General features: G+C 68.3%; 11 protein-coding genes. 7 read left to right on the top strand and 4 right to left on the bottom strand.

The features are described 5' to 3' along the window. Nucleotides 1-40 precede the first annotated feature (40 nt). The 4 genes from E3N85_RS01845 (at nucleotide 41) to E3N85_RS01860 (ending at nucleotide 8,610) form a co-directional block, all read left to right on the top strand. Nucleotides 41-3,622 (top strand): bifunctional proline dehydrogenase/L-glutamate gamma-semialdehyde dehydrogenase, encoded by a 3,582-nt coding sequence (locus E3N85_RS01845; protein WP_134458781.1) that lies wholly within the window; start codon nucleotides 41-43, stop codon nucleotides 3,620-3,622. A 182-nt stretch (nucleotides 3,623-3,804) separates the two neighbouring features. Next, a complete protein-coding gene (locus E3N85_RS01850; protein ID WP_241978249.1) occupies nucleotides 3,805-4,767 on the top strand; it encodes a 3-oxoacyl-ACP synthase III in 963 nt (320 codons plus the stop codon). Next, complete coding sequence (locus tag E3N85_RS01855) at nucleotides 4,767-7,610, top strand: alpha/beta fold hydrolase (protein WP_134458905.1); 2,844 nt, start codon at nucleotides 4,767-4,769, stop codon at nucleotides 7,608-7,610. The genes E3N85_RS01850 and E3N85_RS01855 overlap by 1 nt, the downstream gene beginning before the upstream one ends. A gap of 10 nt (nucleotides 7,611-7,620) precedes the next feature. Beyond that, nucleotides 7,621-8,610 carry an NAD(P)-dependent oxidoreductase gene (locus E3N85_RS01860; RefSeq protein WP_134458785.1) on the top strand — a complete coding sequence of 330 codons (990 nt, stop codon included), beginning with the start codon at nucleotides 7,621-7,623 and terminating at the stop codon, nucleotides 8,608-8,610. A gap of 81 nt (nucleotides 8,611-8,691) precedes the next feature. On the opposite strand, the gene E3N85_RS01865 is transcribed toward E3N85_RS01860, so the two are convergent. The 3 genes from E3N85_RS01865 to E3N85_RS01875 all read right to left on the bottom strand — a co-directional run bounded on the left by E3N85_RS01865 (nucleotide 8,692) and on the right by E3N85_RS01875 (nucleotide 10,543). Further along, complete coding sequence (locus E3N85_RS01865) at nucleotides 8,692-9,054, bottom strand: GntR family transcriptional regulator (RefSeq protein WP_338145350.1); 363 nt, start codon at nucleotides 9,052-9,054, stop codon at nucleotides 8,692-8,694. Next, complete coding sequence (locus E3N85_RS01870; protein ID WP_134458787.1) at nucleotides 9,051-10,097, bottom strand: hypothetical protein; 1,047 nt, start codon at nucleotides 10,095-10,097, stop codon at nucleotides 9,051-9,053. Before E3N85_RS01870 ends, E3N85_RS01865 begins: the two co-directional genes overlap by 4 nt. A 68-nt stretch (nucleotides 10,098-10,165) precedes the next feature. Further along, a complete protein-coding gene (locus E3N85_RS01875) occupies nucleotides 10,166-10,543 on the bottom strand; it encodes a GntR family transcriptional regulator (RefSeq protein ID WP_134458789.1) in 378 nt (125 codons plus the stop codon). 143 nt (nucleotides 10,544-10,686) lie between these two features. On the opposite strand from E3N85_RS01875, the gene E3N85_RS01880 reads away from it, so the two are divergent. Beyond that, the gene (locus tag E3N85_RS01880) at nucleotides 10,687-11,454 is read left to right on the top strand and encodes an ABC transporter permease (RefSeq protein WP_134458791.1); all 768 of its coding nucleotides are present in this window, start codon (nucleotides 10,687-10,689) and stop codon (nucleotides 11,452-11,454) included. A gap of 9 nt (nucleotides 11,455-11,463) precedes the next feature. On the opposite strand, the gene E3N85_RS01885 is transcribed toward E3N85_RS01880, so the two are convergent. Then, nucleotides 11,464-11,901 carry an Lrp/AsnC family transcriptional regulator gene (locus tag E3N85_RS01885; RefSeq protein WP_134344929.1) on the bottom strand — a complete coding sequence of 146 codons (438 nt, stop codon included), beginning with the start codon at nucleotides 11,899-11,901 and terminating at the stop codon, nucleotides 11,464-11,466. A gap of 225 nt (nucleotides 11,902-12,126) precedes the next feature. Between E3N85_RS01885 and ddaH the strand changes: the two genes are divergently transcribed. Further along, complete coding sequence (gene ddaH / locus E3N85_RS01890; RefSeq protein ID WP_134458793.1) at nucleotides 12,127-12,981, top strand: dimethylargininase; 855 nt, start codon at nucleotides 12,127-12,129, stop codon at nucleotides 12,979-12,981. Nucleotides 12,982-13,042: 61 nt separating this feature from the next. After that, nucleotides 13,043-14,308, top strand: a complete 1,266-nt coding sequence (gene rocD, locus E3N85_RS01895) for an ornithine--oxo-acid transaminase (RefSeq protein ID WP_134458795.1) — start codon at nucleotides 13,043-13,045, stop codon at nucleotides 14,306-14,308. The last annotated feature ends 6 nt before the right edge of the window (nucleotides 14,309-14,314 follow it).

Genomic DNA, 14,314 nt, shown 5'->3' on the forward strand with positions numbered 1-14,314 from the left:
AGAGCACCCCATCCGCGAACGAAAGACTAGTCTCGTGACCATGACCAACGCCTCCACCCGCCCGGCCAACGAGGATTTCAGTACGGAGGTCGTCGCGCTCGTGAAAAAATGGCTCGACGAAAGCGCCACGATTCCAGCGGATGCCGCGGCCGAGCGGCTCGCCGGCGTGCTCAAGGACCCGAACGGCCTGGACTTCACGGTCGGCTTCGTTGACGGCGTCATGCGCCCGGAAGACAAGATGGTCGCCGGTTACAGCCTGCAAAAGGTCGCCAGGAAGGCGCCCGGCTTTCTGCCACCGCACATGCGCGCGGCTATCGGCCTGGGCGGAATCCTCGGACCGGTACTGCCCTGGGTCGTCATTCCTGCGGCCCGCACTGTGCTGCGCCAAATGGTCGGTCACCTCGTCGTCGACGCCACCCCCGACAAGCTCGGGCCCGCTCTGGTGCACTTGAAGGAGGGCGGCAACCGCCTCAACATCAACCTGCTCGGCGAATCAGTGCTCGGCGAGAAGGAAGCGCTCGAACGCCTCGAAGGCACCAAACGCATCCTCGAACGCCCCGACGTGGACTACGTCTCGATCAAGGTGTCGTCGATCGCCAGCCAACTGTCGATGTGGGCCTTCGACGAGACCGTCGCCCGGGTGATTGAGCGATTGACGCCGCTGTATGAGTTCGCTGCGGCATCCGCTACCCCGAAGTTCATCAACCTTGACATGGAAGAGTACCGCGACCTCGACCTCACCATCGCGGTGTTCGAGGGACTGCTCGATCACCCGAAGCTCGCCCAGCTCGAAGCCGGCATCGTGCTGCAGGCCTACCTGCCGGACGCCCTGAGCGCCATCCAAGGCCTCACCCACTGGGCCCAGAAACGCCGCGCGGCCGGGGGAGCCCCGATCAAGGTGCGCCTGGTCAAGGGCGCCAACCTCGCCATGGAGCACGTCGACGCGGCCGTGCACGACTGGCCGCTCGCAACCTTCGATACGAAGCAGGACAGCGATACCAACTACAAACGGGTGCTCAACTGGGCGCTCACCCCGCAGAACACCGACGCCGTCAAGCTCGGCATCGCCGGCCACAACCTGTTCGACGTGGCGTGGGCGCACCTGCTCAGTATTGCCCGTGGCGTGGGTGACCGGGTTGAGTTCGAAATGCTGCTCGGCATGGCCACCGGCCAGGCCCAGGCTGTGCGCCGGGACGTCGGGCAGCTGCTGCTCTACACGCCCGTCGTCGACCCCTCCCAGTTCGACGTGGCCATCAGCTACCTCATTCGCCGGCTCGAAGAGAATGCGAGCCAGGAAAACTTCATGTCGGCCGTGTTCGAGCTGACCAGCAACCCCGAGTTGTTCAACCGGGAGAAGGCCCGTTTTCAGGCCTCCCTCGACGCGCTCGATGACCGGGTGCCCACCCCCAACCGTGTGCAGGACCGCTCCAGCAGCTACGACAGGGACCGGCTCGCCGCAGCCCAGCCGGATGCCCACAGCCAAGCGTCCGAGATCGCCACCGACGCCGACCCGCAACTGACCAGCGCCTTGCTCGGCATCACCCGAGGCTCTGTGCCCACCCACTCCGCGTTCCACAACGAGCCGGACACCGACCCGTCGCTGCCCGCCAACCGGGCCTGGGGCCGCAGCATACTGGCACGGGCCGACGCGTCAACGCTCGGCACGGACACCACCCTCGCCGCCGTCGTGCCCGACGAGGCAGCTCTGAACACGATCATCGACGGCGTGTTGACCGCCGGCGCCGCCTGGGGGCAGAAAACCGGTGCCGAACGCGCTGCCGTGCTGCACCGCGCCGGGCTCGCGCTCGCCGCCAACCGCGACCGTCTGATCGAGGTCATGGTGAGCGAGTGCGGCAAGACCATCACCGAGGGTGACGCCGAGGTGAGTGAGGCCGTGGACTTCGCCCACTACTACGCCGAACGTGCCAAGGACCTCGATCGCGTGCAGGGCGCCATCTTTGTGCCGTCGAAGCTCATCGTGGTCACCCCGCCGTGGAACTTCCCGACCGCCATCCCGGCCGGTGGCGTACTCGCAGCCCTCGCCTCCGGCGCCGGCGTGGTCATCAAGCCCGCCGCGCTTGCCCAGCGCACCGGTGCCGTTGTCGTCGAAGCCCTCTGGGAAGCCGGTATTCCGCGCGAACTGCTCGCGCTGGTCACCTTGCCTGGCCGTGACCTCGGGGCCAAGCTCGTCGCGCACCCCGCCGTCAACCGGGTCATTCTTACCGGCGGCTACGAAACGGCCGAGCTGTTCCGTTCGTTCCGCCACGACCTGCCGCTGCTCGCCGAAACGAGCGGCAAGAACGCCATCATCGTCACGCCCTCTGCCGACTTCGACCTGGCAGCCGCCGACGTCATCAAGAGCGCCTTCGGGCACGCCGGCCAGAAATGCTCGGCCGCCAGCCTCGTTATCCTGGTCGGCTCGGTCGCGAAGTCCGAGCGGTTCCTCGGACAGCTCGTCGACGCCGCGACGTCGATCAAGGTGGGTCCGGCGAGTGACCCGGTCACGCAGATGGGCCCGATCATGTCGCCGGCCGACGGCAAGCTGTTGCACGCGCTGACCACCCTGGGCGCCGAAGAGGAATGGTTGGTCGAGCCCAAACAGCTCGACGAGACCGGCAAGCTCTGGTCCCCCGGCATTCGCACCGGCGTCACTCCCGGATCCTATTTTCACCTCACCGAGTTCTTCGGCCCGGTGCTCGGTGTGATGCACGCGCGCAATCTGGAAGAAGCCATCCGCTTTCAGAACGCCGTCGACTATGGCCTGACCACCGGGCTGCACTCGCTCGACGCCGACGAACTGGCCCTCTGGGTCGACTCTGTCGAAGCGGGCAACCTCTACGTCAACCGTGGCATCACCGGCGCCATCGTGCAGCGCCAACCGTTCGGCGGGTGGAAGCGCTCCGCGGTGGGTGCCGGCACCAAGGCTGGCGGACCGAACTACCTCCTCGGCCTCGGCAGCTGGGTCAACGAACCGGGTCGCAACAGCTCGACGCTGCACCTACGTGGGCTCGAAGAGCGGGTCACCGACATCATCGAGGCCAGCCAGCCTTTTCTCGACTACGCCGACTTCGACGTGCTGCGCCGCTCGGCCGTGAGCGATGCCCTCGCCTGGCGCGAGGAATTCAACGTCGTGCGTGATGCGACCGGTCTCGGTGTGGAGCGCAACCTGTTCCGCTACCGCGCGCTGCCGGTCACGGTGCGCCTGACCGAGACGGGCACGCTCGCCCAGCTGCTGCGCGTGATCGCCGCGGCAACTCTGTCGACATCGCGCTACGACGTGTCGAGCACCATTCCGGTGCCGCCCGCCGTGCGCAACATCCTCGCCGAGCGCGAGATCGTGGTGGTGGTCGAGAGCGACGAGGAGTGGCTTGCCCGGGCCCGCTCCGGTGGCATCACCGCCAGCCGCGTTCGTCTCATCGGCAGCGACCCGGTGCTGGGAGCGCGGGAGGCGGCATCCGCTCTCGCCGAGGCGCTGGCCGGCAGCCCGGACATCGCCGTGTATTCCAACGCGGTCACCCAGGCCGGTCGCATCGAGGTGCTGCCGTTCCTGCGCGAACAGGCCATCTCGATCACCGCGCACCGGTTCGGCAACCCGAGCACGCTCTCCGAGGGTGTGGTCTGAGCCGTTCGGCCTGTGTGCCCCGAGGGGCGCACAGGCCACGTGCGGTTTACATACAGTTTCGTGGGGCAAACTCAGAGGGGACGTATGATTACCGCTGTCCACAATTCGACAGGGGCCCACGCGTGAACGGAAATGCGACGACGACGCACCGAAACGTGGCTTTGTTGTCGGTCAGCAGCCTCATGGCACCCCTCATTACGACGTCCGAAGAAATCGACCGCCGCCTCGAGCCCGTGCTGACGCGCCTCAAACTGCCCACCGGCTTGCTGCAGCGGGTGGCCGGCGTCTACGAGCGCCGCAACTGGGGCCCGCACGAGACCTTCGATGACGCCGCCGTCAAGGCCGGCAAGATCGCCCTGCGCGAGGCTGGTATTCGGCCCAGCGACGTGGGCCTGCTCATCAACACCTCGGTGACCCGCAAACACCTCGAACCCTCGGTGGCTGTGCGTATTCATCACGGCCTCGGCCTGCCCTCGTCGGCGATCAACTTCGACATCGCGAACGCCTGCCTGGGCTTCGTGAACGGCATGACCCTTGCTGCCCAGCTCATCGACTCCGGGCAGATCAAGTACGCGGTGATCATCGACGGTGAAGACGCCGACGAGATTCAGTCCAACACGATCGAGCGCCTCGGCCGCCCGGGCATCAAACGCAAAGACTTCATGAGCGAGTTCGCGAGCCTCACCCTCGGCTCCGGCGCTGCCGCGGCCGTGCTCGGCCCGGCGGATGCCCACCCGGGTGGACACCGCATCCTCGGCGGCGTCACCCGCGCGGCAACCCAGTTCAACGACCTGTGCGTCGGTAGTGTCGACGGCATGTTCACCGACGCGAAAGCGCTGCTCAAGGGCGGTATGGAACTCGTCGTTTCGGCCTGGACCGAAGCCAAACGGGACTGGAGCTGGTCCAACATGGATCGTTATATCCTGCACCAGGTCTCGAGCGTGCACACCAACGCCATCGTCAAGGCCACGGGCATGGACAAGACCAAGATTCCGCTGACCTTTCCCACCCTCGGCAACGTCGGCCCGGCGTCGATTCCGATCACACTCGCCCAGGAGGCGTCGACGCTGCAACCGGGCAACCGGGTGCTGCTCATGGGCGTCGGGTCCGGCCTGAACACTGCCATGATGGAACTCGTTTGGTGATGGTGGGACCCCGTCGCCTGCCCATCGCCACCGCGGCCCCGGCCGTGCTGCCGCCGACGGGCCTGTCTGGGCTGAACCCTGGGTGGTCGCGTCTGATCGACGTCGCGGAGAGCGGTACGGCCGGCGGCGTGACCCACGGTTGGCACCTGCTCGACAACGGCCCACAGCTCGACGCGCTCGGCGTGCTTCCGGTCGGCACAATTCTGTGTGTGCACGGCAACCCCACCTGGTCCTACCTCTGGCGCGGTCTGCTTGCTTCGGCTACGAAGGCCGCGGCGTCGGGCGCGCCGGCCTGGCGCGTGGTCGCCGTCGACCAGCTCGACATGGGCTTCTCGGCCCGAACCGATTCCATTGCCGCGACCGGCCGCCGCGCCGCGCGCCCGCTCGCTCGCCGCGTGCACGACCTCGGCGACCTCACCGACGCGCTCGAACTGGCCGGCCCGGTCATCACGCTCGGCCACGATTGGGGCGGCGTGGTCTCGCTCGGCTGGGCCGTCGACCATCCCGAGCTGCTGGCCGGCGTCATGCTCCTCAACACGGCGGTGCACCAGAGTGCGGGAGATTCGATTCCCGCGCCGCTTCGGCTCGCGCTCGGGCGCGGCATACTCAGCCCGGCGACCGTGGCCACGCCCGCTTTCCTCGCCACAACGCTCGCGCTCGCGCATCCGCCCCTGTCGGCCGAAGTGAAACGCGGCTACTGCGCACCCTATTTGACGAGCGCCCGCCGCGGAGGGATCGGCGGCTTCGTCGCCGACATCCCGGTTGCGCTCGCCCACGAGAGCCGGTTCGAACTCGACCGCATCGCCGAGGCAGTGCGCGCCCTTGCGGTGCCGACGCTGCTGCTCTGGGGTCCGCGCGATCCCATCTTCAGCGATCGATACCTCGACGACCTGGTCGAACGGATGCCGCACGCCCGCGTGCACCGGTTCGAGGGCGCGGGACACCTGCTCGCCGAAGACGCGGACTACGCCGCCGCCGCGCTGCTCTGGCTGGGCGACATCGTCCCGACCGAAAGTTCTGTCGCCGACGCCGACGCCCCGGAGCCGGCCGTGCAGTCCGCGATTCCTGAGCGCGCCCAGGCCTCCGTGTCGGGTTCGGAGGCCGCGTGGGGTGTCGATGGGACGCATCCGCTCTGGCACTACCTCGACGAGCTGCGCGACTCGGACGAGACCGCCCTCGTCGACATGCAGCCGGCCCCCCGCACCGTGAGCTGGCGGCTGCTGTCACGGCGCGTGCGGCAGATCGCGGCCGGACTCGGGCACATCGGTGTTCGGCACGGCGACCGGGTGTCGCTTCTCGTACCGCCGAGCGCCGACCTCACCGCGGTGCTCTACGCCTGCGTGCGCATCGGTGCGATCGTCGTCGTAGCGGATGCCGGCCTCGGCCTGGCCGGCCTCACTCGCGCGGTGCGCGGCGCCCGCCCCGACTTCATCATCGGCGCCGCTCCCGGGCTCATGGCCGCCCGAGCGCTCGGCTGGCCGGGGCGCACGATCTCCACCGCCCGCTACCCGGCTCCGATGGCGCGGCTGCTCGGCGTCGAACACACCCTCGCGGAGCTGATCCGGTTGGGCCAGGCCCGACTCGCAGCCGGCGACGAGCTCCCGCCCGAGCCCGCTCCGAGCGACACGGCCGCCGTGTTGTTCACTTCCGGGTCGACCGGCCCGGCCAAGGGCGTCGTCTACACGCACGGCCAGCTGTCGGCCGTGAGCCGTGCCCTCTTTCTGCAGTACGGCGTTGGTGTCGGCACCGGCCTCGTCGCCGGCTTCGCCCCCTTCGCGCTGCTCGGCCCGGCCCTCGGCGCCCGCTCGGTCACCCCCGACATGGACGTCACCGCCCCCAAAACCCTCACCGCCACCGCGGTCGCGGCCGCCGTCGGCGCCATCGACGCAACGGTCGTCTTTCTCTCACCCGCCGCCCTCGTGAACGTCGTCGCGACGGCAGGGGCGCTCACGCGCGCCGACCACACGGCCCTGGCCGGGGTGCGGCGTTTCCTCTCGGCCGGCGCGCCCATCTCCGCGACGTTGCTCGGTCAGGCCGCGGCACTCATGCCCGCTGCCACTGCGCACACGCCATACGGCATGACCGAGGGCCTGCTCATGGCCGACATCACGCTCGAGGGCATCCGGGCCGCGGCAGCGAGCGTTGCCACGCCGCCGACAGCGGATACCGGCACGCAGATTCCCGCAGCGTCACCGCCGCGTGCGGCCGCAACCATGAACCCGGCCGGGGGCGTCTGCGTCGGGGAGGCGACCGCGACCACCCGCATCCGCATCAGCGCGCTCGACCCGAGCGGGGCATCCGTTGGTGAACTGTCGGAGGAGCCCGACGTGACCGGCGAGATCGTCGTATCAGCGCCGCACGTCAAGGATCACTACGACCGGCTCTGGCTCACCGAGCGGGCCTCGCGGCGTGGCGCCGTGCCGGGCGAGCGCTGGCATCGCACCGGCGATGTCGGGCACCTCGACCGCGCCGGGCGCCTCTGGGTGGAGGGTCGCCTGCCGCACGTCATCGTGACGGCCGACGGCGTGGTCACCCCGGTCGGCCCGGAGCAGCGCATCGAAACGCTGCCCGGCGTTGCCCGCGCCGCTTTCGTTGGCGTCGGCCCGCTCGGCACCCAGCAGCAGGTCGCCGTGATTGAAACTGTGCCGCCGGCCCGCCGGGTGCACCGCGCTTCCGAGCGGCTCGCCACCGCCGTGCGCGCCGCGGTCGGGTCTCCGGTCGCCGCCGTGTTCGTGGTGCCGGGCCTTCCGACCGACATCCGGCACAATTCCAAGATCGACCGCCGCCGGTTGTCGCGCTGGGCCACCGGCATCCTCTCGGGCGGTCGCTGGGTCAAGCCATGAGAGCACAATCATGAGGGTGCTGGTCACGGGCGCCAGCGGATTCCTCGGCCGTGCCGTCGCTGCCCGCCTCAGCGCGGCCGGGCACACGGTGCGCACCTTTCAGCGGCGGCCATCGGGTGTGCCCGGCGTCGAAGACGTGCATGGCTCGATCACGACGCCCGCCGACACCCCCTATGCCGGCCTCGCCTACGCCGTGAGCGGTATGCACGCGGTCGTGCACCTCGCGGCGAAAGTGTCGCTCACCGGCGACCCGGCCGCGTTCGAGGCGGTGAACGTCGGGGGTACCCGCACCGTTCTGCAAGCTTCCCAGGATGCCCGCGTCGCCCGTTTCGTCTACGTCTCCTCGCCGTCGGTGGCCCACGCCGGCAGCTCGATCATGGGCGCGGACGCCCTGCCAGCGTCGCCGGATCACGCCCGCGGCGACTATGCCCGCAGCAAGGCTCGGGCCGAACTGCTCGCGCTCGCCGCGGATGCTCCCGAGTTCAGCGTGGTCGCCGTGCGTCCGCACCTGGTCTGGGGCCCCGGCGATACCCAGCTCATCGATCGCATTGTTGACCGCGCCCGCTCGGGACGGCTGCCGCTGCTCGGCCACGGCGCGGCGCTGATCGACACGACCTACGTGGACAATGCGGCCTCTGCCATTCACGCGGCGCTCGACGCGGCTGACCGGGTGCACGGGCAGTCCTACGTGGTCACCAACGGTGAACCGCGCCCGGTCGCTGAACTGCTGGCCGGAATCTGCGGTGCAGCCAACGTGGCCGCTCCGGCCTGGCGGGTGCCGGCACCCGTTGCCCGCGGGGCTGGCGCGCTCATCGAGGCAATCTGGCGGCGTCGCCCGGGAGCGGATGAGCCGCCGATGACCCGGTTTTTGGCCGAGCAGCTCTCGACCGCTCACTGGTTCGACCAGCGGCGCACCCGCGCCGACCTGAACTGGACCCCCGCGGTGTCCCTCGACGAGGGCTTCGAGCGTCTCGCCGCCCACTACCGCCCCGCACCGTAGCCCCGATGTGGTCGGGGCCCGGGCCCCGAACGGTGCGGACCCCGTGCACACGAGGTCCGGGACTCGCCCGCCTCCTTGTCGTTACGAACGGATGCCGAGGGCAGCGCGCGCAAACGCGAGCGCTTCCTCGGGCAACACGCCGAGCTGTCGCGCCTTGCCGGCGAATGCGACGGCGGCAGCCTGCACCTGTTGCTGGGCGGCATTCCCGCTCGCTGCGATGAAGGATCCGTTGCGGCCGCGCGTTTCGATGACCTCGTCACGCTCGAGCTCGCGGTAGGCGCGGGCGACAGTGTTGGCGGCGAGCCCCAAATCTTCGGCAAGCTTGCGCACCGTTGGCAGCTTGTCACCGGGGGCCAGATCGCCCGAGCGCACCGCGGCGAGCACCTGCACCCGTAGCTGTTCGTACGGCGGGGTCGCCGAGCGCGGATCGACCAGCAGCATCATGCCGGAGTCTTCGTTCGGTTGCCCTGATTGGGCTGATCGCCGCGCTGATCGCCGGGCTGATCGTCGGGCTGATCGCCGCGCTGATCGTTCCCGGCGGCGGCGCCGCTTGCGCGGCGACGATCGAGTTCGACGGCCGTCTCGGGCCACAGCCGGCGCAGAAAGTGCGTCGTGCTGCGATTGCGCGTGCTCGTAAGGCTCCAGCTGGCCAGCACGACGATGAGCACCGGGCCCATGATCGTGAACGAACCGACCAGAATCGCGCCGATCGAGCCGGGCGCCGGCAGGTTGATGGCCTCGCTCAAGGAGAGGAACAGCACGCAGGAGCTCACGGCGGCGATGATCCCGGGGATCGCGACGAGGCTGCGCAGGGTGGTGCTGCGAAAAGCGTCACTCCAGGCAAGTTGAATGTACGTGCTGGCCGGTTGGCCGCGCCCTAGCAGAGCGTTCGCCGCCGCCCAGGTCACCAGGCTCGCAGCGGTTGCCAGCGCCAGCACCAGTCCAGACGGCCAGAGAATCGTGCGCACCAGGACATCATCGAACACCCGATCCGGGTTGATGGCGATGACCCCAAGCACGGCGATATAGCTCAGGGTGGCGAGGGCCAGCAGGCCCAGTGAGAACGTGCGGTCCAGCGGGGTGACGTAGTCAGCCAGCCCGGGAGAGTCGCTGCGCGCTAGTCGCGGCGCCTCGGCCACAGGGGCGAACGCCGAGCGGGAATCGTTGCCGATGAGGGCGACCGTCGACCCGACCGTCATCGCGACAACGACCAGAAGCCCGTTCCACGGGTTCTTGCTGCCGTCCGTCACGACGAGCGCCGCCACGCTCAGAACGAGCCCCACCATCGACCCGACGACCCCCGAGCGTTCGCGGCGATAGATCCGGCCAGACAGCTCGGGAACGATCTCGGGAACCAACGCGAGCCCGACCTGCCGGGAGTAGGCCTGCAGCATCCGCCTGCGCGGTTCGGTACGTGCGTTATGGATCAACCGGATGCCGAGACCCACTAAGACTAGCGCTGCCAGGATCAGTACGACCGTATCCACAAAACCTCCCTTTTGTATATATATTGTACCAGAGTAGCAATACAAAATCCGCGGCGCAAGGCCGATGGTCAGGCGTCGGAACGGCGGTCCAGGGCGTCGGTAACGAGGGCGAGCGCCGCGGCCGGGCTCACGCCGAGTTGCTCGATGCGCAACGCGAAGGCATCGGCCGCCGTCTGCGCGTTGCGATCGGCCGCATCGCCGTTGGGAGCGATGAATGATCCGAACCGCCCACGCGTTTCTATCACGCTGTCTCGTTCCAGCTCGCGATAAGCGCGCGCGACCGTGTTCGTGGCCAGGCCCAGCTCGGCGGCCAGGGCCCGTACGGTCGGCAAGCGGGCGTCGTGGGCCAACTCGCCGGAGCGCACGGCCGCAATCACCTGGCTGCGCAACTGCTCGAACGGCGGCGTACCCGACTCGGGATCAATGGCAAGAAATGAAGCGGGCATGGGACCCTCCGTTCAACGTTATGGGTAATTTTGCCTCGCTACAACGGATGCTGCAACCTCGTACCAACGGTACGTTCCCGGGGTATCTTATTGCGGGCCGGCGTCGGGCGCGCTTGCGTCCGGTCGCTGGGTAGGCTCGAGCCATGACCTTTCCGGCCGACCTCCCCGACGAGCTGGCCGATCTGCTTCCCACCCTGGTCGGGGTCGTGCTGCTGCTGGCGGTCGTCGTGACGGTGTTGCGCCTCTATCAAACCCAGCATCCGTTCGCCCCGGCGCTCGCCCTGTTGCGCGGCACCCTGCAGCTGGCCGCGATCAGCCTTGTTCTCAGTGGAATCATCAACGATCCGCTCTGGGTCGGCGTCGGGCTGCTCGTCATGTTCTCGGCAGCTGTCGGCACTGTCACTCGCCGGATCGGCTTCACTCGTGCGCACCTGGTTCGCGTGGCTGCGGCGATGGGGCTCGGTGTCGTGGTCACGCTCACCATTGTTTTCACGACCGGGGCGATCGAATTCTCACCGCGCTACGTGCTCGCCATCGGCGGCATCGTCATCGGCAATGCCATGTCGATCGCGACGCTCAGCGGCCGCCGGTTCTCCGAGGCCGTCGGCGACCACTGGGATGAGGTCGAGGGCTGGCTCGCGCTCGGGGCCACACCGAGGCAGTCCACCCGCGAACTAGCGCGACGGGCCGTCTATTTCGCCATCATTCCGTCGACAGACCAGACCAAGACCACGGGGCTGGTCACGCTGCCTGGCGCGTTCGTGGGCGCGATCTTCGGCGGAGCTTCGCCGCTGGAGGCCGGCCGATTTCAGATCGTCGTGCTCGCAGGACTTCTCTGCGCCGGGTCGATCGCCGCGGTCACCCTGCTACACCTGGTCTCCCCGGTACGCCAAAAGCCGCTGGCCGAGTAGAACACCGCGCTACTCGATCGAGCGGTGGATCAGGCGGGAGAGCACGATCGCACTGCGGGTGTGATCGACGTTGGGAGCGAGGCGCACCTTTTCGAGCGCCGCCTCCAGACCCGGAATGTCGCGGGCGCGAATGTGCACCATGGCGTCGGCGCTGCCGGTGACGGTTCCCGCATCGACGACCTCGGGCACGCCCGCGAGAATGCGCAGTAATTCGTCGGGCGCCACGGTGCCCCGGCAGAACAGCTCGACATAGGCTTCCGTGCTCATGCCGTCAACGGCCGGATCGACCTGGATGGTGAAGCTGCGAATGACCTTGTCGGCCACCAGTCGATCAACGCGACGCTTGACCGCGGATGCCGACAGCCCCACTACCGAACCGATGTCGCCATAGCCGGCGCGCGCATTCTGTCGCAGCAGATCGAGAATGCTGTGGTCGAGGTTGTCCATGGGCCGAGTCTAGGGGGATGCCCTACGCAAAATTGCGTTCAAGCCGGGAATCTCGAAGATTTCTTGCGCAGATCAGCGTAAAACATTGATTCATGCTGTGTGAGACTGAGAGAGGCGTCCCGGACCGATCACAACTCGATCGTTCCGGGCTCTCGTGAGCGACCTGGTCCGCCACCCACCCAGAGTTCCGTCGGTCGAAGGCCTGCGGATCCCCGAAGGAGCCCCATGTCGATCGATCAAGCCACCCCCGTTCTCGCCGAAGAACCGGCCATCCCCGTGCGCACCGCCACCAAGCGCACCGTTCTCATGTGCAAGCCGCAGTTTTTCACCGTGGTCTACCGCATCAACCCCTGGATGGACCCGGCCCTGCCCACCGACACCTCGCTCGCCGTCAAGCAGTGGCAGACTCTCCACGACACCTACGTCGGCCTCGGCTTCGACGTACACCTGATCGACCCCATCGACGGCCTGCCCGACATGGTCTACGCGGCCAACGGTGGCTTCGTGATCGACAACCAGGCCTACGGCGCTAAATTCACCCATGTCGAGCGCCAGCCCGAGGGCCCCGCCTACATGGACTGGTTTGGCGCCAACGGCTTCGACGTGCGCGTACCGGTCGAGACCAACGAGGGCGAGGGCGACTTTCTGCTGGTCGGCGACGTCATCCTGGCCGGCACCGGCTTTCGCAGCGACTCAAACAGCCACGCCGAACTCTCGAACATCGCCGGCCGCCCGGTGATCACGCTGCGCCTGGTCAACCCGAGCTTCTACCACCTCGACACCGCCGTCGCCGTGCTCGACGACACCAACATCGCCTACCTGCCGAGCGCCTTCGACGTGCCAAGCTTGGCTATTTTGCAGGAACGTTACCCCGACGCGGTCATCGTCACCGAGGAAGACGCCGCCATTTTGGGCCTCAACTCCTACTCCGACGGCTACAACGTCGTCATCGCGGCCCGCGCCAAGGACTTCGAACGCCAGCTGCGCGCCCGCGGCTACAACCCGATCGGCGTCGACCTGTCCGAGCTGCTGCTGGGTGGCGGCGGCGTCAAGTGCTGCACGCTCGAGCTGCGCCGATGACACCGCGACTGTCAACACCGCGCCGATCAACACCGCGAACATTGATCTCAAGGAGCACGCAATGACCACGAACCTGACCGCCGCGCAGGCCGTAGCCGCCGCAACCGTTTCGCCGGCGGCCGCTGCCCTGATCATGCAGGAAAGCGCGCACGCCGCGCACAACTACCACCCGCTCGAGGTCGTCGTTGCCTCCGGTGACGGCGCCTGGGTCACGGATGTCGCCGGTCACCGCTACCTGGACTGCCTCGCCGCGTACTCCGCCGTGAACTTCGGGCACTCCAACCCGGTACTGCTGGACGCTGCCCGCGCGCAGCTGGGCCGCATCACCCTGACCAGTCGGGCCTTCTACAACGACCAGCTCGGCCCGTTCGTGACCGCGCTCGCCGAACTCGCCGGAAAAGACATGGTGCTGCCGATGAACACCGGCGCCGAAGCGGTGGAATCCGGCATCAAGGTCGCCCGCGCCTGGGGTTACCGGGTCAAGGGCGTCGCGCCCGACCTGGCCAACATCATCGTCGCCGCCGGCAACTTCCACGGCCGCACCACCACCATCATCAGCTTCTCCGACGATGAATCGGCCCGGGCCGACTTCGGCCCGTTCACGCCCGGTTTTCGCACCGTGCCCTACGGCGATGCTGCAGCGCTCGAAGCTGCAATCGACGAGAACACCGTTGCCGTGCTGCTTGAGCCCATCCAGGGCGAGGCCGGCATTGTCGTTCCACCGCCGTCGTACCTGCCCGCGGTGCGCGAGATCAGCACGCGGCACAACGTCTTGTTCATCGCCGACGAGATTCAGTCGGGCCTCGGCCGCACCGGCTCGACCTTCGCCTGCGACCTCGTGGGCGTCGTGCCCGACCTCTACCTGCTCGGTAAAGCGCTCGGCGGCGGCATTGTTCCCGTCTCGGCCGTGGTCGGCAACACCGACATTCTCGGCGTGCTGCACCCGGGCGAGCACGGCTCGACCTTCGGCGGCAACCCGCTCGCCGCGGCCGTCGGCCTGGCCGTTGTGAATATGCTGGCCACCGGCGAATACCAGCAGCGCGCGACCGAGCTGGGCGCGCGCCTGCACGCGGGGCTCTCCGCGCTGATCGGCCACGGAGTGATCGCCGTGCGCGGTGTGGGGCTCTGGGCCGGAATCGACATCGACCCGTCGCTCGCCCCAGGCCGGGTGGTCTGTGAGGCGCTTCTCGCCCGCGGCGTGCTTGCCAAGGACACGCACGGCTCGACCATTCGCCTCGCACCGCCGATCGTGGTCTCTGCGGAGGACGTGGACTGGGCCGTCGATCAGCTGCGCCTCGTGCTCACCGACCTCGCCGCCTCAAAGTAGGCTACC

The organism is Cryobacterium sp. Hz9 (genome assembly GCF_004402825.1).
Taxonomy (GTDB): Bacteria; Actinomycetota; Actinomycetes; order Actinomycetales; family Microbacteriaceae; genus Cryobacterium; species Cryobacterium gelidum.